Origin of the sequence: Amycolatopsis sp. DSM 110486 (assembly GCF_019468465.1) — a bacterium.
In the GTDB taxonomy this organism is placed as follows: Bacteria; Actinomycetota; Actinomycetes; order Mycobacteriales; family Pseudonocardiaceae; genus Amycolatopsis.
In genome coordinates this window covers 8,488,168-8,507,930 of record NZ_CP080519.1, presented here as the reverse complement: position 1 = coordinate 8,507,930, position 19,763 = coordinate 8,488,168, and the positions used below count along the sequence as shown (strand labels likewise).

Genomic DNA, 19,763 nt, shown 5'->3' with positions numbered 1-19,763 from the left:
TTCGCACCTGCGGTTTCGTTGCTGGCGGATGTCGCGCCGGCGGCGGGCAGAAGATGAGGCGAATGGCCGGGACCGAACAAGACATTGCCGCATGCGCTGCGGCGCCATCCGACGAGCCCGCCGACGCGGGCCTGGTGCTCGTCTGGTTGATTGTGGTTGGTGGGGTTGCCGACCTGCAACATGTCGGTGGCCGACGTCGCTCAGCCCTCGATCAGGCGCACGTTCGAGTCGTCGCAGACAAGCCTGAACCTGATCGCCGTCGGATACACGCTCTCGAGCGCCGCCGACCGCGTCCAACAGGAGCCACTGTACTCGACGCAGATCATCACCGGAGCGAAGTCATCGTTCCTTTGCGGAGCCGACGCGACGTACACGGCCGGAATCCTGGCCGCCCTGATCGGCGCAGCGATCGTGTTCCTCCTGTTCCCCCAATGAACAGCAACTACTCGCCTACTGCCACGCGAAGGACACTGCGCCGGCGAGTGATCGGCACCACCCACCGGCCCGGGAATAACCCCGCAGGCCAACAGTGATCATGAAGGGAGACTCAGATGACGACGATGCCAAGTCACACGGACCACCCGGAACGACCGGGCCTGACGGATGGAGTGGCCTCCGAGTTCGCGGTCTTCACCACAATCAAGCCAGGCCACGCGGACCAGCTGCGCCAGGACCTCGCCCAGATCTCGACCGCCTACAGGGCGGAGCGGTCGGCGCTCCGAGAGATTGGCACACTGCACGACGCGCGGCACGTCATCTTCGATGACGACACGCGGTTCATGTTCGCCAGCGTCTTCGACGGTTCTTGGGACACCTACATCGACGACTTCGCCGCCACGATCGTCGGGGAGCACTTCGGCAAGATCTTCTCCCACTCGGAGGGCTTTCCCGGCGTCACCGACCCCAACGTCAAGGACTGGTTTGTAGCCCACCAGGCGCCTGCCCTCATTTTCGCCAGCTCCTACCCGGACCTCACCGTCAAGCAGATCTGGAAGGACCAACGCGTCGACAGCGCCTTCCAGGCCGTGCTCGACACCCCCGAGTTCCGGGCAGCGCTGGACAACCCGGCCAACGCAGCCTTGGTCGCCACGCCGGCCTTCAAGAGGCTGCTCGACGAGGCCTCGGGCTGAGGACACCGAACCGGACCCGCGGTACACGGGTTGGGTAATGGGTGGGGACGCCGAGCGGTCGGCGTACCCGAAATCCCGTCCGTGAGGTCATGAGTGGAGGCGCGGACCTGGCCGGCCGGGCGCTGGTCACAACGCCCGCCGGCCGCGCCGGGTCATTTGCACGGGTGAGAAGGAGGTAGGGCAACCATGAACGAAGTGTCGAGCGCCCGCGCACCGAGCGTGACCCTAGAGGTCGACGACATCCAGAGTGGAGCGCTGCACCCCCGGCCGAGGCCGTACGCGGGGAGGTACGTTCTCCTGCGCGCTGACGAACCCCGCGCCGGACGAGCGCTCCTGCGGCGGCTGCTCCCGGCAGTCGAGGGGGGCTTGCCCAGCGCCGAGCCGGATCAAGATGCCTGGGTGGCCGTGGCCTTCACCTACCAGGGACTACGCGCCCTCGGGGTGCCCCAGGTGTCACTTGACAGCTTCCCGGTGGCCTTCCAGCAGGGCATGGCGGCGCGCGCGGAGGAGATCGGCGACACCGGGGAGAGCGACCCGTCCCATTGGGAGCCACCGTTCGGAACCCCGGACGTTCACATCGCCATCAGCGCGCTCGCCCCTGATCAGGCGCGCTTGGAGAAGGCGTTCGGCCGAGCTCGCGCCGCCCCCCAGGAGACGCCCGGTGTCGAGGTGATCTGGCAACAGGAGGTCCGCCAACTGCCCACCGGGCGCACGACGTTCGGCTTCCGCGACGGCATTAGTCTTCCCAGCATCGAGGGGCTCGGTCTGCCAAGCTCGAATCCGCACGAGACGCCCCTCAAGGCCGGCGAGTTCATCCTCGGCTATCCCGATGAGACCGGGAACCTCCCGCCCATGCCTCAGCCCGAGATCCTGGGCCGCAACGGCACCTACCTGGCCGTGCGCAAGCTGCACACCAACGTCGCCGCCTGGCGCCAGTTCCTCCGAGGGAACAGCGCCACCCCCGAGGAAGAGGCACGCCTGGCGGCCAAGATGGTCGGGCGCTGGCCGAGCGGGGCGCCCCTGACCCTCTCTCCCAATCAAGACGACGAGACCCTGGGCACGGACCCGCACCGCAACAACGACTTCCAGTACCGCGAAGACGACGACCGCGGGTTCAAGTGTCCCGCCGGCGCGCACATCCGGCGGGTGAACCCGCGCGATGCCGACATCATCGGGACGACACGGCTGCACCGGATCATCCGCCGCGGCACCACCTACGGCCCGCCCTTGCCGGAAGGCGTCCTCGAAGACGACGGCGCCGATCGCGGCCTCATCGGCGTCTTCATCGGCGCCCACCTGGATCGGCAGTTCGAATTCATTAAGTCCCAATGGGTCAACGATGGCAACTTCATCGGCTACTCCGGAGAGAGGGACCCGGTGGCCGGTCACCACGACGGCACCGACAGCCTCACCATCCCCGAAAAGCCCATCCGGCGCCGCATCCACAACCTGCCGAGCTTCGTGACCACACGAGGCGGCGAGTACTGCTTCCTCCCGGGTCTGCACGCCCTGCGTTGGCTCGCCGACCTGGAGAGCTGAGCACCAGTGGGCCGGTGCCGGACCGGTACCCGGTGCCGACAGTCGAAAGCCCCGCAGGCGTTGGCGAAGCCCGTCGCGACGATGCCCGAACGCGAACCTTCCGGCGTGACTCCCCTGCTGGACCTGCGCGGCGCCTGCCCAGCTAGGCCGAAGCCACGGCGTCTGCGCGCGAGACGTACATCAGAAAGGTCGAGCTCATGGCTCCACGATTCGTCCCTTACACGCCCGACGTCGACGGCGTCGAGCCGCACTTCGACGAGAACCTGAAGACGGTGATCGACAATACTGCGAGCTACATCACTGGATCGGTCACGGCCGGGGGCACAGGGCGGGCTGTTCGGGACGCGCATGCCAAGGGGTACGGAGTGGTGCGGGGGGAGGTCGAGATCCTTGACCAGCTCCCGGCTGAGTACGCCCAGGGCATCTATGCCGTCCCGGGCAGGCACGACGCGCTGGTCCGCTTCTCCAACGGGTCGCCCCACGCCGGACCCGACGCGCGCCTCGGCACGGCGATCGGGCTGGCGCTGAAGATGTTCGACATCGACGGTCCGACCCTGCTCGACGATGAGCCGGATACGCGCACCTTCGACTACGCCAACATCAACGCGCCGATCTTCTTCTGCAACACCGTGGCCCACTACCTGTTCATCCAGGAGCTGTTCTTCAAGTCATCCACATACTTCGCCGAAGGACGCCCCGGAGCGCACCGCTTCTTCAGCGACTTCGTAACCGGCAAGGGAACGCTCGACCAAGCGGACTGGGCCTGGGACGAGTTCCTGGCCTATATAAAGCTCGGCGCGATCCCGCTGGTCAACGTGCTGCTGTCGAGCTACTGGACGATGGGCTCGGTCCGCCACGGCGACTACATCGCCAAGGTGCGCATCGCCCCGGATCCGGGCTTCGCCGAGGCAGTCGTCCGACGCACCATCGATCCCAGCGCGACAGCGGAGGTGTTCCGGCCCGCTCTGGTGGCGGAGCTGCAGGAGCGCCCCTACGAATTCGACGTTCAGGTCCAGCTGTGCGCCGATCTGCAGCGAATGCCGGTACAAGACGTCACCGTGGAATGGTCCGAGCAGCTGTCGCCGTACGTGACGGTGGCCAAGCTCCACCTCCCGCAACAGGACATCTCAGGCAAGGACAACCTCGAGACAATGGACGCGCTGTCCTTCACCCCGTGGCGGGTCACAGCTGAACACGCCCCACTCGGCAACATCATGCGGGCACGCAAGGACGTCTACCGCCACTCGTCGCTCCTGCGCCACCAGCTGAACCAGCAGATGCGCGAGGAACCTCATAGCGCGGACGACGTACTCCCCGCGGCGCGCTGACATGTAGTCCACTCCCGGCCACGCCGACGTCGTGCGACGCACCCGCGCCGACTCAGTCACGCCTGATCAAGGCACCTACGCTGATCTCGACGCTGAGAAAGACCGGTTCTTGGCCGGCCAGTCCGATGCGCTCGCCACGCCAATGACCGCTCCCGTCAGTGTCTGTCGCCCGATTCAAGACCAAGGAGGGAGCAGGAGCGCACTGCCACGCCGGTGCGCTCTCACTGGCCACACCTGGATCATGTCCGGCTGGTCCTCGCTTCGGTGCCGATGCGTGGCGGCGCCCCACCAGCGATCAGCCACGTCTTGTGACTGCGCCGCGACCTCGTGCAACGTCAAACTGAGGTTGCCCCCGAAGACCGGGCACCGGATTTCATGCCACGAGGGTGAGGCCTTGGCGATAGCCGACACGGACCTCGTGCGGGGTGCGGTAGTTGAGTGTCGAATGTAGACGGTCGTAGTTGTAGTAGCCGAGGTAGGCGAAGACGTCGCGTCGGACTTCGTCGCGGGTGGCCCACACGGTGGTGCCGATCTCGGTTTTGAGGGTGGCGAAGAACGACTCGGCGACGGCGTTGTCGAAACACGACCCGGTCCGCCCCACCGACGGGCGCACGCCGTGCCCGGCGAGCACGGACGGAACCGCTGGGAGGTGTACTGCGACCCGCGATCGGTGTGAAAGATCGCGTCATCGCCGGTCAGGCCGCGTCGGACGGCGAGGTCGAGGGCATCGCGGACCAGTTCGGCGCGCATGTGCTCGGCCATCGCGTGCCCGATGACCTCGCGGGTGTGCAGGTCGATCACCGTGGCCAGGTAGAGCCACCCCTGCTGGGTGGGCAGGTAGGTGATGTCGCCGACCAGCCGCCGGCCCGGCGCCGGGGCGGTGAAGTCCCGGCCGATCAGGTCCGGCACCGGCGCCGCCACGGTGTCGGGCTTGGTCAGTGACCTGCGCCGCCTGCGGGTCAGACCGACCACCCCACGTTCGCGCATGATCCGCCCGACGCATTTGTGGTTTGACTGATGAGCATTGGCAGGCGATCGAGCCGTTGCTTCCGACTTCTGGTGCGAAGGGGCGTCCGCGGGGCGATGACTGTCAGGTGATCAACGGGATGTTGTTCGAGGCCAAGACCAGTGTCGCGTGGCGTGACCTGCCGGAACGCTATGGGCCATGGAAGGCGGTCTACAACCGGTTCTGGCGCTGGTCGCGTTCAGGGACTTTGGCGAGGCTGGTGGCTCGTGTACAGGTGGTTGCGAGGCGATCGACGAACTCGACCGGGAAGTCTCCGTCGACTCCGGCATCGTGCCGGCGCACCCGCCATGCCGCGGGCGCCCGCCGCCCGGGCACGCCTTACACAGGGGCAGCCGCCCCGCTGCGGGAACAACGAGCCAGATGATCATACCATCGGCAGGCCAGCAGTTTCTCCGTAGCCGCAGGTCAATCGAACATATGTGAACACGTCGACAAAGACATTCGGTTAGCTGACTCCATAAAGACACAAAAGAGAAATGACTACAACTAGAGGCAGGTTACCTCTACGCCAAATTCATGCATAACTCCCATCACTGCATCAATGAATTCAATCCCCAAAGCTTCCCTAGATGCAGCGAAATCGTCCCACCGTATCCCGATCAACGATTTATGAGCAGGGCTGGAACGAATACAATCAACAAGGGCGTCCAAGTTCGATCCAAAATACCCTCCAGGACCATTGACCGCCTCACCTAGGGCACAATAGAAGCCGGTTTTCGTTGAAATCTGAGCTCCATCGAGATGGACAATATCATCATCTCCGTAACGACCAGCTCGATGACCTGTCGTGAACCACGAGTTCTGCACCACGTGCAGCCACGACTCCTGCTGATCAAGCGACAAGTCAAGCCATTCCCCTTTTCGCACCGGGACCCCCGAAGCCCAGCGTCGCCAGATTTCACCAGTCCCAGGAACTTCGCACCGATTTCCGAAGAACCGAAATTCAAACCTGGATTTGTTTCCGCTCCAATAGTTCACCTCCCCACTGCCGAACACCACTCGACCGATAAAATACTCACCGATCGTTTCTTGCTGACTATTTATAATGTAAAGAATCGCGTCGTCGGTCCTTTTTGGCGCATGAGCACTCACCCGCACATTCAGAATGGCGACTTCGCCATGGTGCTTGTCCGGCGGAACAAAGAATCCCTCCACTTCTTCGGCTACAGCGAGCAACTTTTCATCACCCTCGTCCCGGAACCTCCGCTCGGTCAGGACGGTCCTCACAGCCGTGGCGATCTCGGAGGGCACGGCTGGGCCGGGCAGGACCGACGCGGCGGCGCCTGCGGCGACCGCCCGCTCGGTCACGACGAACTGGTCCGCGCCCTGCGGGGCCAGCACCAGGGGGATACCCGCGGCGAGCGCGCCAAGGGTCGTCCCGGCTCCGCCGTGCGCGACGACGAGGTCAACGCCCAGGAGGAGATCCGCGAGCGGAGTGAACCGCTCGAATACGATCCGGCCCGAATCGGTGTTGAAATCTTCCGGCGCTGCCGTCGGCCCCACGGTGACTCGCAGGTCGACGTCCAAAGCCGTCAGTTCGCGCACGATCGGATCGACAAGGGTGGGATCGCTGAACGCGGTACCGAAGGTCACCAGCAGTTGCGGGCGTTCGCCGTGGTGTGGCGTCCGGGTCACGCCGCCGGGCGCGGTATGGGCCTGCGGCCGCATGGGCATCCACCCGGGGGGTTTGCGCCATCCGGGCACCTGGAGATCGGACGGGCAGATGTCTAACACCCAACTCGGCGGCCGAAAGGTGAGGCCGCGGGCTTCGAAGCGTTTGGCGGCCATAGCTCGTAGAGCATGCTCAAATTCGCCCACTTCGTGACGGAGGGTCACATGTGCGGCCGGAACGTGCACACAGGCCGCTACGAGCAAGGTGGTGTAGCTGAAGACGTCCCCGATCACCAGGTCCGGGCGCCACTCTTGGGCAACCGCCAACACCTGCTCGACGGCCAGGTCCAGGCCCGCCCCCGCGAAGGCCTCGCAATCACTGTCGGCGGTAGGACCGGTCGCCGTGTTCACTCCGATGCGCCGGAGGATTTCGGCGCGGATGGCGAGCGGCTCGGCGCCTGCTGGAAAGATCTCAACGTCCTCGCTGGCGAGGACGGGGGCCAGCGAAGGCGGCACAGCGAAGGCCACCTCGTCGCCGCGGCGAACCAGGGCTCGCGCCAACGGCAGCAGGGGCATCAGATGCCCGTACAGAGGCGCACCGGAAAAGAGAACACGCATATCCCAATGCTAAGTTCCGAATCGGTTCTCTCTTGCGAGTCACCTGATGGCAGGCATCACAGCGACACGATCGCAGCCCCGCGTCGGGACGGTGCGAGTGAGAGCCGCCTTCGCGTTGACAGCCACTCGCGGGAGGCGAAAGCCGCCCGACATTGACCTCCCGCCGTACAAGGCAGGCACGCCTCGACGAAGCCAGGGATCAGGGTCGTGGCCGTGCCGGGGCTAGGAGATCGGTGCCAACCCACTGCGACGTGATCAACGGGTCGTCCGATGCATTCCGCTCTGCAGCCGGTCACGCGCTCAGCCCGAACGATCGACGGTGTACCGGATCACGGGTGGTCGCTCGCTGGACCCTTGGCCAGGAAATCCAGTTGTTCCTGGGCCGGGCTGTCCAGCGGTGCGGTGTAGGTGACGAGGGCGAGCGAGTCACTGGGCAGGTCAAGGCTGTCGCAGGTCAGTTCGATGTCGCCGACGAGCGGGTGGTGAATACGTTTGGTCCCGGTCCGGCACCCGCGGACGTTGTGCCGCGCCCAGCGGCTGCGGAACGGGTCACTGCGAGTGGCCAGTTCGCCGATCAGGGCGCTGAGGCCGCGGTCCAGCGGATTACGGCCGGCTTCCGTGTGCATCGCCGCCACCGTGTCGCTGGCGACGTTGTCCCAGTCGGTGTAGAAGTCGATGGCGCGTGGATCGAAGAATAGGAATCTTGCGAGGTTCAGCGGCAGAGTGCGCGGCGTGATGATGTCGACGTACAGGGCCTGGCACAAGCGGTTGGCGGCCAGGATGTCCATGCGGGTGTTGCGGACGTAGCCCGCGACGCCTGTCATGCCGTCGAGGATGCGGTGGATGCTTGGCCGGACATTCGTGTGCGAACTCCTGTGGCACGGCTGTGTTTGCCCGCTGCTGGCGGCCCTGGCAAGGTCGAGCAGGTGGGCGCGCTCGGCCTCGTTCAGGCGAAGTGCCGCCGCCAGCGACGTGAGCACCGACTCGGAGACGCCGGACAGGTTGCCGCGCTCCAGGCGCGTGTAGTACTCGACGCTCACCCCCGCGAGCTGCGCAACCTCCGCCCTGCGCAGCCCGGGGACTCGGCGTCGTTGGCCGAGCGTAGGCAGCCCGACCTTCTCCGGCGTGATCCGCGCACGCCTGCTAGTCAGGAACTCCTGGACATCGGACCTGTTGTCCACGTCACGAACGTACATTCATCTGCCTGCTCGTTGGGAGGTACTGCTGTTACCCCTTCCGGTGGAGTCTCCCGCGTAGGCGAGGACGCGGATCTGATGGGTGGCGAATGACATCGCAGCCTGTCAGGTGAGGTACTCATGTCCGATTCCGTCCTGGTGCGACCCGTTCTGGGGTACGTGGCGCCCGTTGAACCGACCGCGGCGAGACGTCCGCACCGGCCCGCCGTCAGGCTCGTCCAGACGACAGGCGGGTCGGTCGATGGATCCGCGTAGCTTGCAGGTGATTGTCACCGTCCTGATCGCGGTGGTGGCGCTGAGCTGGCTCGCCGTCCACGTGCGGGTCGCAGCGGCGCTGGTGTTGCTCGCCGGCGGCGTGCCCCTGGCGTTCCTGCCCTGGCTGCACGACCTGCGGGTCCCGCCGAGCCTCATCCTGGTCGTGGTGTTGCCCGCACTGCTGTACTGGGACTCGCTGACCACGTCACTGCGAGAGATCCGCGCGAGCCTGTCGATGGTGCTGCTCAACTCCCTCGGGCTGGTGCTGGCCACCGCTTGGGCAGTGGCTGCCGTCGGGCACGCGTTGGGGCTGAGCTGGCCGGCCGCTTGGATCCTCGGCGCCATCCTCGCCCCGACCGACGCGTCGGCGATCGGACGCGTCGCGGCCCGGCTGCCGCGGCGGATGACCACGATGCTGCGCGCGGAAAGCGTGGTCAGTGACGTCACAGCGCTGGTCGTGTTCGCCGTGGCAATGGCCGTCGCCACACACCAGCACGCGTTCACCTGGACCGAAACACTGTCGCGCTTCGCGGTCTCCTTCTTCGGCGGACTCGCCGCAGGCCTGGCGATCGCCTGGCTCGCGGTCATGGCCAGGAAACTGGCACGGGACCCCCTGCTGGAGAACGGGATCAACGTGGTAGCGCCGTTCGCGGCATTCCTGCTCGCCGAGCAGCTACACGCCTCCGGCGTCCTGGCCGTGCTGGCCTGCGGACTGACCTTCAGCCACGTCGGGCCACGGCTGGCCTCGGGCCGGACCCGGATCCAGGCACGGGCGTTCTGGCAACTGACGGCATTCCTACTCAGCGGCACGCTGTTCATCCTTGTCGGCACCCAGCTGCCGCACGCGATACTGGGCACGCACCACTACACGCTGCACCAGGCTCTGGTGGGGATCGTGCTGGTCGCCGCCACCACAGTTGGCATCCGTCTGACATGGATCTTCACCGTGACCTACCTCACGCGGCTACTCGATCGCAGCCCGGCTGGACGGTCACGCAGGCTGCCGCCACGACAGGTCCTGGTCCTCGCGTGCTCCGGACTGCGCGGCGGCACTTCGCTGGCCATGACGCTCGTGGTGACCGTCACGACGGTCCCCGGACGGAACCTAATCGTCGTCGTGGCGTTCGGAGTCATCCTGCTGATGCTGCTCGGGCACGGCCTCACCCTGCCCACCGTCATCCGCCATGCGCGCCTGCCCGACACCGACGGGGAAAATCAGGAGGAACTGATCGCCGAGCGCGCTGCGACAGAGGCGGCGCTAGCTGCGCTGCCGGGCGCGGCGCGGCGGCTACGCTGCCCCGACCACGTATCCGACCTGGTGCGGACCGTGCACGAACACCAGCTGCTCGCGCTGCATGACGCGCACGGCCCGCCGGATGGCACCCGGGCCGTGCGCGAGGTCGAGCACACCGCCGGCCAGAGGCGCCACCACGAGCTGCTCGGCGCGGCCTTGCTGCCCTACAAACGCGCGGCGCTGGTCAGGCTGCGCGATGAACAGGTGATCGACGACATCGTGTTGCGCCGGGTGCAGGCGCGGATCGACGCCGAGGAGCTGCAGCTGGAGCCAGCCGAGCACGAGGAATGAGGTGACATCGGTCCGCCCGCTCATGGGATCGGGAGCCGGGCGTCGGCCGCTGTGGGGCGCTGGGTCGGTCGGCCAGCAGTCGGGCCAGAGACGGCGACGGCTCTTTGAAGGACAGCGGGGCGTCACCGGCCGGCACGGACTGGTCTATGTGCTTGACGGAACCGCCGGTGTCCGTGTCGACGCCGGTCGAAATCCGGTTCAGGCACGGTTTCCGTAATTGGTTGGGTTCACTCGGCGAGTAGGACGCGTTTGCGTAGTAGCTCGGGTTTGGCGCGGCCTCAGGGAACTATGCAAAAATCGTCAATCTGGCACTTCGGAGTGCCCGGGTAACATGGAGGTGGCAGATGCCTCCCACCGACTCCACCGCGACGCCAGAGGCTCGGCTGGCCGGCCCGCACGGCTGTCGCGCCCGCGAGGTCATCGATCTCGTCGCCAACAAGTGGGCCTTGGGCATCGTGGACACCCTCGGCAGCGGCCCGAAACGGTTCTCCGAACTCAGGAGATCCATCGCAGGCATCAGCCAAAAGATGCTCACCGCCAACCTGCGCAGGCTCGAACGCGACGGGATCTTGACCCGCACGGTCTACGCCGTGATGCCCCCCAACGTTACCTACGAGCTCACCCCCATAGGGAACACTCTCCTCGATGCGACGGTCCCCCTCGTGCAGTGGAGCCTTCGGAACATCGCGGAAATCGACACAGCACGCATCGAGTTCGACAGCCGTCGTAGTGGCGACTCGACGAGCTGATGACGCTCGGCTCGTCACCGTAGTCGGCGACACTCCGCGACGGCAGCCGTAGGCCTCGCCCACGCCAGTCGAATGATGAGTGCAATTTGGGCAGATGAACTTGATCTAGTCCCGATGACCGATCTACGAGGTCCGAAACCGACGAGCGCTGTTTCACCCACGTTCTGAGGATTTCGTGTGGTCGAGGTCCGCTTCGACCGCCAGGACGATCTGTACCTTGTCACCGAGTACGGTTCCGCCACCTGGGAGCGACCCGTCATAGCTGACCCGAACGCAGGTAGTCGCCCGGATCGAGCAGCTCCGACGCGACCGCAAGTACGACGCCGCCGCGTCGTCGTGGACTTGCGTACCCCGAAGGCGTGACGACCTCCGGTGCGCACCGCGGGCTCGCTGGGATGTGGACTGGTGACGGCGTGGCCGCTGCACCTGGTGGCGTCCGCGATCGCCAGGGCGGTTCGGTGGTCTCGTCCTGTTGTCGGACACCGCGTTCACCATCGGTTCCGGGAGAACCACGTTCTGGTGCGCAATGTGCTCGCCGCCGTTAACGGCCTCGGCACGGCCGTCATCCCGCAGGCAGCCGGCGAGTAAAGCGGTTCGCTGGTGCCGGGGCGATGCTTGCCGGCGCTACCTGCGTGCCGGGTCGGCGAACTGATCGCGGCACGGTCCGCCGCCTCAGGCTCGCCAGCACGACGTCGTTTCACAACCGCTATCGGCTTCGCCGCGTTCTTCCTCTCCCACACCGGACCGGAGACGGGGAAGCGGAGCCTGGGAATTGTCCTTCCTGGCTGGATGCGTTGTACGGCACGGTTGGTTCCGCGGCGATGTGGGTAAGCGCAGTACCCGCAGTCGGCCCAGCACAAGGAACGGGACTGCGCGCCACCAAGATCTCCCTGCTCAGCCCATGGTTCCCTCGAGGTAATTGGGTCACGAAAAGGTGCCTCCTTGCGCCGGGGCAGGCCCCAAGTGAAGAATAGAGGTGTTTCCAATAGGAAGTATTCAAATAGAAGTAGACAGCCCTACTTTGAGGAGTCGTCCCCATGGCCGAAGTTGTCGGGATCCCAGGTTACGTCGCAGGCACCTGGGTTATCGACCCGGTACACTCCACCGTCTCGTTCACCATCAGACACCTGATGGTGAGTAAAGTGCGCGGAAGTTTTGGGGCCCTGGAGGGTGAGATCATTACTGGGGTGGATCCACTGGACTCCAGCGTGACCGCGGCTATCGACGTGACGTTGATCAACACCAACAATCGGCAGCGTGATGACCACATCAGGTCCGCTGACTTCTTCGAGGTCGAGAGGTATCCGACCTCGACGTTCCGGTCGACGGGCGTCCGTCGCGACGGCGAGTATTTCCTCCTTGACGGCGAACTGACCATCAAGGCCGTGACTCACCCTGTCACGTTCAAACTGGAGGTCGACGGGTTCGGGCCGGACGCTCACCGGGAGGACCCCATGGCGGGCGCGCGCGCCGGGTTCAGCGCTACCGCCGAGCTCAACCGAACCGATTTCGACGTCACTTTCAACAGCCCCATCCCCGGAGGCGGCGTCGCCCTCTCCGAGAAGGTGCAGATTACGGTGGAAATCGAGGCGGCCCTGATAACCCACGCCCACTGACCCACGGCCTGACCCCGATGACGACGGTGATTGTGTCGAATCCTTCTTATTTTCTTGCCGAGTAGTCCTTTTGTATGGATGTTCGGAGGTAGCGGCGAGGAGCCTCTATCTCTCAACTATTCATCATTGCGGCCCCGCGTAACGTGGAGACCATCGTCCGACGGCACCTCGTGAATGGGCGCGCGACATCCGGCGCCGCATCGCGCTGTTGGAGCCGCGGGGCTGGCGGTAGGAACCGAACCGATCTCAGCACGGAGATGTCAGGGTCGACCCGGAACTGGACCTCTCGGAACGGCAGTTGCGCGCGCGTGCTGGCGACGCTGCCTTGGGCGGGTAACTCCAGCCTGACGATCACCTCGGACCGGTTGGAGACGGCCCTGCAGGACCTCCCATTAGCCGACTGGCCGAATCTACTACCGGGGAAACCTCGCACGAAGAGCTGAACACGCTGCTTGCCGCAGACTGAGTACACCCTGCGTCCAAGACACTCGGTCACGGGATTCGCGCAACCGGATCAGCACCTCACGACCGGACGAGGCGGCGTCGGACAGTTGCCGGACGTAGCGGCTGTGCACCCAGCCGGACACCACTCCACAGCCCGAACACGCGACAGTCGGGGCGATGGTCTGCGTCCAGCGCATCGACGAGAGGTCGTACGCGCCCTCGATGACCAGCGCGCCGGCCAGCCTGGGCCTTTCGGGTAATGATGGTCTGGGCGGTGCCCCCGACGAGGTTTCAACCTGCAGTCGAGCCGGTTGGACCGTCGTCGCGATAGACATCAGGCGGCGCCGTGGGGCCACCCGAACGGAGCGAGGTTCGTTGACTTCAGATGGTGTTCGGCTCGCCGCGGCGCCGTCCATTGAGGTAGCCAGTTCGCGCCGAGCTTCAGGGCTTTCGGCGCGAGCCACCCCAGGAAGAGGTCGTTGAATCAGCTTCTGTCCAGACAGCACAGTCCGGCATGCACGAGGCCAAGACGAGCCCGAGCAGTCGGAAACACGACGGCAGACGGCGGCACAGACCACCACCCCAGGCGCCCGGCAGCCCAGGAAAACGACACTCTCCGGCATCATTCGGCACCGTCCGACAGGTCAGGCCGCGAACTCTTAACCAGCGGATTCGGGATCCGAGCCCCTGGTGGACCCGGGATCCGCAGCGACGGAGCCGTTGCGGCAGTCGCCGTCCACGCACCCTTTCGCTCGCCGCCAGACACCCAATCACCAGCCGACCGCCTCATCGGTGGACGAACATCACCAGCACATTGGGCGACCCGCTTGCGACAACCAGCTCCACACCCGACCACCGGGGCCTTACCCGCCTCACAGAGAAATCGCGTCGCTACAGGAACAAGCCCGATCCAACGCCGACACCCAAGCGGCGCTTGCAGGCCGAGAGATCACCTTCGCAACGTCCGGCGAAGCGTCACCGAACGACTACCTGCGCGTCAGTCGACGCGACACCCGGGGAAGGCAGAGGCACGCCCGCCTGCTGTCACGAACTTGGGGGTTTCATCGCCCTTAAATCGCCCCTACTCCGAGGTAACAAAAAGCCCAGGCCTGCGACCTGGGCTTTGCTCCCCCGCTTGGACTCGAACCAAGAACCCTCCGGTTAGCTGGAACAAGTGATTTTTAGTCGGTCTCAGTCGATCTAGCTTGGATATTTGCAAAATCTGATGCTCTCAGTCGACGTCATTCGACCTCATTTGAGGTCGAAAATAGCCCTTAAACCGCCCCTAGTTCGACACGGACCGCCACGACTCCGCCGACGATGACCGTCGAAGCATGAGAATCATAGGGGCCGGGCCGCCGCCCAGCTCGCGAGCAAAACCCACGCAAGCGGACTCCAGAGCCACCGGGGCGGGCTGTCACTCCCGCGCTCGCCAGCCAATGGGCTCCGGAAAAAGGGTCTCATGATTGCTCACCCAGCAGGCCATGCCGTCCTGGAATACTGGCCCGCCGTAGACGACCTGCACGCCCGGTCCGACTCTGCGGGTTCCCAAGAAGTGTTCGGTGCCGTTGGCAACGACGAAGGCTCATCCTGGGCACCGAAGGAAACCAGGGTTTCCTTCGGACCGACAATCTCCAGCATGGAGGCAATTAATGGAACATTTTGTCCCACTCCCCCGCCAACAGGAATCTAAGGAAAGCCTCGAAGCCGAATCCGACACGTTAGATCCCATCGAAATCACGAGCGTTCTCAAGGATTTTCCTCAAGCGCGGCCATCCTCGGCCTACCCGTCACACCGCTCATCCGGCCAACACACGCCCGACCGCGTCCGGCACCCAGACCTGGCAGTTCTCGCACATCTTGAACTTCTTACCTTTCGGGTTAGCGGACACGATATCAAGCTTCTCAAGGGTGGCTCCGCTGCTCAGGGCATTGCGACACATCCGCGCCTCAGCGCAGACCCCGGGCGGGCGCTGATCAAGGCGCTGACTCTCCGGAAGCTAGTGCCGCGTCACGCAACGTTGGGCAGGTAATCCGGTCGGCGGATCTTTGAGTCGACCGCGAAGTGGCGTTTGGGATGGCAATTTCGGTTGCGCCAGCGGAAGTAGCCGGCGATCGCGGCCTCCTGAACAGTGTGGGAGGGGTAGTCGCTGCCGTCGAGAGCGAAGTAGCGTAATGCGGTGAACTCGCACTCGACCCAGTTCAGCCACGAGGCATTGCTGGGCGTGTAGACCAGCTCGATCCCGTGTGCCGAGCACCAGCAGGCGACCTCCGCCTTGGAGTGTGGCTTGTAATTGTCACAGACCAGGTAGAGCGTGCCCACCGGGAATCGGCGGCGGAGCTGCTTACAGAAGTCGAGGAACTGTGGCCAGCGTTTGCGGTCACGGAACCGGTAGAATATCCGGCCCGTGGCCAGATCCAGCGCTGCGAACATCTGCCGCACTCCGTGAGTCCGCGTGTAGGTGGCGCGCAGCCGTGCTGGCTGGCCGCGCCGGAACCAGCCGTGACCAGGGCGAGGTTGCAGATTCAGCGGTCCGAACTCATCGACGCAGAGCACGCGGCCGTCTACCGGCGGATGGTCGTAGAGGTCGAGGATGCGGGCCATCTTGGATGCGAAGTCCGGGTCACGGCTGCGCTTCCAGGTTTTGGTGCGCTGCCAGGTGATGCCAGCCTTGTTCAGGACTCGCCGTGCGGTCTCGGCGGAGACGACCAGTCTGTGGTGTTCGCGCAAGTAGGCGGTGAGTTTGGTCAGGCTCCACGTGGTGAAGGGCTGGCCCAATCCGTGTGGATCGCTGCGGGCGATGCGGCAGATGAGCTGACGGGCGGCCGGACCGAATTTAGCTGGTCGGCCGCCGCTCCATTTTGGGTCCAACGCCGCGAACCCCTGCTCGTTGAACGCATGGATCACCTCCCGCACGTAGTTCTCGGTCGCAGCGAACATCATCGCGATCTCGCTCGCGGACCGGCCCTGCACCGACGCCAGCACCACGCCGGCCCGGCGAAGCCGCACCCGATCTCGCGTCGACCTGGTGATCTTCACCAAACGCTGCGCTTGTTCGGGCTCCAACTCGTGCACGAACACCTCAGGCTGACGAGCCACCAGCACCACCTCCACCGCCCAGCCTCCCAGGCGGGATAGCAGGTCAGGCCATGGGCTATTACCTCACCAACCTTCTGCGCCGCGGCACTAGACAACCGGCCGTGACCCTTCACCGAGACCCGTCTTGTTAGGCCGGCACCAGTGTCCATGGGGTGCGTCGTCAGATTCGTTGTATATCCGGAAACCGTCGGCATTGTCGGCTTCCGGACGCCACTCGGCGCCGCGGGGCGCGTCGGCACAGTCAGGCGCCGAGTGGCGTGTACTGCGGAGGGATCGATCAGATGCGGAACGATCCGGCATCGACGAGCAGGGCGGGTGCGGTGATGCTCTCCATGAACGTCTGTTCGCCGCGTTCTCGTTCGGCGCCGACGGCGAGGATGTAGTCGAGGACCTCGTCCATGCGGAAGGTGAGCCGGACCGGTGGGTGCCAGGAGACGATCTTGCCGCCACTCACCCAGTACGTCGCGTCGCGGGTGGTGCCGGTGACGAGGGTGTCCTTGGGATGCAGCACCCGCAGGTAGTCGAGCCTGCTGACGACGAGGCCCTCGTCGCAGCCCGCCAGCAGGTCCTCGTCCGAGCTGTCCCCGGCGGCCATGAGCAGGTGGGATGGTGCGGGATCGGCACCGAAGCGCCAGCCGAACGGCACGCCGTGCCCGGTCGAGACACCGCCGGTCACTCCGGCGTGCTCGAGGTTCGAAACCACGCCGGCGAGGGTCCCCTTCGTCACGAGAGGGGTGCGTACACGGGGGCTGCCTTCCACGTCGAACCCGCTGGGCAGGCCTTCGGGGTCGGTGCCGTCGTCCACCACGGTGATCAGGTCACTGGTGACCGGCAGGCCGAGGCGACCGGCCACCGCGGTCCGGTTCTCCGCGAAACCGGCGGCGCCGAGCGCGGCGTAGCCGTACGTGGCGAGCAGCGGAATGGTCGCCTGCGGGCGGAGGACAACGCGGCAGGATCCGCTGAACTGTTCCCGGGTCGGCAACGGAGCCAGTGAGTCGAGCAGCCGCTCGGCAACATCGTCGACGCGGATCTGCGCGGCGTCGCGGTGCACGCGGCGGACGCTGGCGGAGCGGCCGTCTCGATCGGCGATGGCCTGCAGCGATGCCTTGGTGAGGGTTTCCTGGCGGAAGAGTCCGGTGCCGTCGGCGACCACGCGGTCGATGACCTCGTGCCGGATCGAGCCACCGAGCTGCGTGTCGCCACCTAGTCCTTTTCGGACGGTGTCGAACCAGGCGAACCGTTCGGCGGCCTCGGCACTTCGTGTCGCCTCGCTCACCGGGGGCTGTACCGGTTCGCCCGAGTGCGCCGTTCCAGTCTGCGGCCGTGGTGTCGTGGTGGGCAACGCCTCGAGTTCCTGGGTCAGGTGCGCCGCCAGCGCGCGCACCGGTTCCCGGTCGAGAGTCTCCAGCGCACCGATCACGACCCGGCCGTCGCGCTCGAGCCGGATGCGGACCCGCATGCGCTGTTCACTGTGCTGCGCGGTGACGCGGGACCGGGCGTATCGCAGCAGGTCGACCTTCTCCTCGGACACTTCGAGCCTGGTGCCCTCGCCGAAGCACCCGAGCGCGGCGTGCACCTGCGAGCTGTCGATCGTCATTTGGTTCCCACCCTCACATTCCGGAATCGGGCCGGCACGGTGCCGTGGCCGACGTGGGCGACCTGCAGCGGCTCACCTTTGTTGCAGGAGGGGATGCCGTGCACCTTCCATTCGTCGCGGCCGGCGAGCGCATCGCAGTCGGCCCAGAATTGCGGCGTCACCCCGGTGTAGGAGCAGTTCTTGAGCAACCGGCCCAGCTTGCCGTCACGGATCTCCCACCCGACCTCGGCACCGAGCCGGAAGTTGAGCCGCATGTCGTCGATCGACACGCTTTTGGTCATGTCGACCAGCACCCCGCGGTCGGTGCCGGCGATCATCTCCTCCAGCGAGGAATCACCGGGTTGGAGACAGAGATTCGTCATGCGCACCAAGGGAAGACGCTGCCACCCGTCGGCGCGCGCGGCACCTGACGACTGCTCCCCCATCGCCGCCGCGGACTCGCGACCGGAGAGATAGCCCATGAAGACGCCGTCGGTGATGAGCTGGGTGCGCTGTGCGGGGATTCCTTCGTCGTCGTAGCCGAACGAGCCGAGTGCGCCGGGGATGGTGGCGTCGGCGAAAACGTTCACGATCGGTGAGCCGTACCGGAACGAACCGCGCCGCTCCGGCGAAGCGTACGTGCCGCCGGCCAAACTGACCTCGGAACCGAGCGCACGGTCGGCTTCCATCGGGTGCCCGGCGCATTCGTGGAGCAACAACGCCATCTGCGAACCTGTCACGATCAGCGTCGTCTTCTCGTCGGGGCACGACGGCGCAGACAGCAGCGCAACCGCTTCCGCTCCGACCCTGGCCGCTTCTTCGACCAACCGCAGCGACTCGACGTGTTCGTAGCCGGCGGTGGCGAAGTCACCGCGCTGGCCCCGGATCGTGCGGGGAACCGCCTGGGGGAACGATCGGCGCTGGATGTCGTCGCCGTCGCCCGCGTAGACGACGAGCCCCGCGCCGCTCTCCGTGAGCATCTGCTCGATCAGGGCTCCCTCGGTGTTGCCGAAGACCTTGTCGTCACGGAAGAAGTCCATCGACGCTTCGACCTTCTGCACCAACGGACCGGCGGTCTCGGCTTCCGCGACGGCGGCGGTCAGCAGGTCGACCTTGGCCGACACCGGCACGCGGAACGGATCGATGACCATCGGCGACTGCCAGCGGGTGCGAGTGGTCACGGGCTCGCCGAGGTCGATACGCGGGCCCGGCCCCACGGCTCGCGCCTGGGCGACGGCCCGGCCGACGACCTCGGCGAGGCCGACGCGGTCGAGCCGGTGCGTGGCGGCGAAACCCCACTGGCCGTCCACGATCACCCGCACGCCCACCCCGGTGGACTCCTCACGGGCCAGGTCGCCGGGACCATTGCGTTCGGCGAGGACCAATTCGTGCGTGCGGTGCAGCACGCGAACGTCTCCATAACTCACTGCACTCGGGAGCAAGCCGAGGACGGCTTCGGCGATGTCGCGCATCACCGGCTCACCTGCGTCACGCTGAACTTCGTGGACATCTCGTGGACCTCCGAGAGATGGGGGACTGTCCGGGGACACCAACTGCGGACAACCCGACCGTAGCAGTTACTACAGAAGATCACAACGATGGTTGCGTTCACTACAAACATCTGGCGGTCACTGAACAAGATCACTTGTAGCGTTTACTACCCGTAACTCTTCGGACGAAAGTCCTCGTGGGCCAGAGCAAGAAGCGAACGGAGAGTCGTAGGCAGGAAGGACTATTGACGTTCGCTGTAGCAGATCCTACAGTACACCAAACCTCTGAGACGGAGCCCACACCCATCCGACAGCCACCGCTGATCGGCGATTCGCCATGGCTCGGAGAGAACCGGTGATCATCGGATTCGATCACCTCTCACTGAGGAAGCACTCCTGATCGGAGTGCGCATGCCGACCGCAGATTTACCCCGGAAGTACGCTCATTGTCAAACGCAGGTAACAACTGCAGGGCCGGAATCGCCCTGTTCCGGATTCG

Annotated in this window: 14 protein-coding genes and 1 pseudogene; 8 read left to right on the top strand and 7 right to left on the bottom strand. The window is 65.5% G+C overall.

Annotated features, from left to right (window positions below):
• Window positions 1-159 precede the first annotated feature (159 nt).
• The 4 genes from K1T34_RS41000 (at window position 160) to K1T34_RS40985 (ending at window position 3,997) form a co-directional block, all read left to right on the top strand.
• Window positions 160-435, top strand: a complete 276-nt coding sequence (locus tag K1T34_RS41000) for a hypothetical protein (protein ID WP_220240058.1) — start codon at window positions 160-162, stop codon at window positions 433-435.
• A 116-nt stretch (window positions 436-551) separates the two neighbouring features.
• Window positions 552-1,130 (top strand): hypothetical protein, encoded by a 579-nt coding sequence (locus tag K1T34_RS40995; protein WP_220240057.1) that lies wholly within the window; start codon window positions 552-554, stop codon window positions 1,128-1,130.
• A 399-nt stretch (window positions 1,131-1,529) separates the two neighbouring features.
• On the top strand, window positions 1,530-2,669 hold the full coding sequence (locus tag K1T34_RS40990) for a peroxidase (protein ID WP_220240056.1): 1,140 nt from the start codon (window positions 1,530-1,532) through the stop codon (window positions 2,667-2,669).
• Between the two features lie 197 nt (window positions 2,670-2,866).
• Window positions 2,867-3,997 (top strand): catalase family protein, encoded by a 1,131-nt coding sequence (locus tag K1T34_RS40985; protein WP_220240055.1) that lies wholly within the window; start codon window positions 2,867-2,869, stop codon window positions 3,995-3,997.
• Between the two features lie 373 nt (window positions 3,998-4,370).
• Here K1T34_RS40985 and K1T34_RS40980 read toward each other — a convergent pair whose 3' ends face one another.
• Window positions 4,371-4,628 (bottom strand): integrase core domain-containing protein, encoded by a 258-nt coding sequence (locus K1T34_RS40980; RefSeq protein ID WP_220240054.1) that lies wholly within the window; start codon window positions 4,626-4,628, stop codon window positions 4,371-4,373.
• 14 nt (window positions 4,629-4,642) lie between these two features.
• Window positions 4,643-4,984 (bottom strand): annotated as a pseudogene (locus K1T34_RS54865) (DDE-type integrase/transposase/recombinase); the annotation flags it as partial.
• 23 nt (window positions 4,985-5,007) lie between these two features.
• Between K1T34_RS54865 and K1T34_RS54860 the strand changes: the two are divergent.
• The gene (locus tag K1T34_RS54860; protein ID WP_220240053.1) at window positions 5,008-5,388 is read left to right on the top strand and encodes a transposase; all 381 of its coding nucleotides are present in this window, start codon (window positions 5,008-5,010) and stop codon (window positions 5,386-5,388) included.
• Between the two features lie 122 nt (window positions 5,389-5,510).
• Here the strand turns inward: K1T34_RS54860 and K1T34_RS40965 are convergent, their stop codons facing one another.
• Together K1T34_RS40965 and K1T34_RS40960 are read right to left on the bottom strand one after the other, a co-directional pair.
• Entirely contained in the window at window positions 5,511-7,253 is a 1,743-nt protein-coding gene (locus K1T34_RS40965; protein WP_220240052.1) for a nucleotide disphospho-sugar-binding domain-containing protein, read from the bottom strand.
• 329 nt (window positions 7,254-7,582) lie between these two features.
• On the bottom strand, window positions 7,583-8,434 hold the full coding sequence (locus K1T34_RS40960) for a helix-turn-helix transcriptional regulator (protein ID WP_220240051.1): 852 nt from the start codon (window positions 8,432-8,434) through the stop codon (window positions 7,583-7,585).
• 256 nt (window positions 8,435-8,690) lie between these two features.
• Here K1T34_RS40960 and K1T34_RS40955 point away from each other — a divergent pair, with 256 nt between their 5' ends.
• The 3 genes from K1T34_RS40955 (at window position 8,691) to K1T34_RS40945 (ending at window position 12,654) form a co-directional block, all read left to right on the top strand.
• Window positions 8,691-10,289 (top strand): Na+/H+ antiporter, encoded by a 1,599-nt coding sequence (locus tag K1T34_RS40955; protein ID WP_220247658.1) that lies wholly within the window; start codon window positions 8,691-8,693, stop codon window positions 10,287-10,289.
• Between the two features lie 344 nt (window positions 10,290-10,633).
• Window positions 10,634-11,038: a helix-turn-helix domain-containing protein gene (locus K1T34_RS40950; protein ID WP_220240050.1), complete on the top strand. Its 405-nt coding sequence runs from the start codon at window positions 10,634-10,636 to the stop codon at window positions 11,036-11,038.
• Between the two features lie 1,037 nt (window positions 11,039-12,075).
• The gene (locus K1T34_RS40945) at window positions 12,076-12,654 is read left to right on the top strand and encodes a YceI family protein (protein WP_220240049.1); all 579 of its coding nucleotides are present in this window, start codon (window positions 12,076-12,078) and stop codon (window positions 12,652-12,654) included.
• Between the two features lie 2,455 nt (window positions 12,655-15,109).
• On the opposite strand, the gene K1T34_RS40940 is transcribed toward K1T34_RS40945, so the two are convergent.
• From K1T34_RS40940 to K1T34_RS40930, 3 genes are all read right to left on the bottom strand, one after another.
• Window positions 15,110-16,213, bottom strand: a complete 1,104-nt coding sequence (locus K1T34_RS40940; protein WP_255637931.1) for an IS630 family transposase — start codon at window positions 16,211-16,213, stop codon at window positions 15,110-15,112.
• A 262-nt stretch (window positions 16,214-16,475) separates the two neighbouring features.
• Window positions 16,476-17,795 (bottom strand): metallopeptidase TldD-related protein, encoded by a 1,320-nt coding sequence (locus K1T34_RS40935; RefSeq protein ID WP_220240048.1) that lies wholly within the window; start codon window positions 17,793-17,795, stop codon window positions 16,476-16,478.
• Window positions 17,792-19,246 (bottom strand): TldD/PmbA family protein, encoded by a 1,455-nt coding sequence (locus K1T34_RS40930; RefSeq protein WP_220240047.1) that lies wholly within the window; start codon window positions 19,244-19,246, stop codon window positions 17,792-17,794. Before K1T34_RS40930 ends, K1T34_RS40935 begins: the two co-directional genes overlap by 4 nt.
• Window positions 19,247-19,763: the final 517 nt, after the last annotated feature.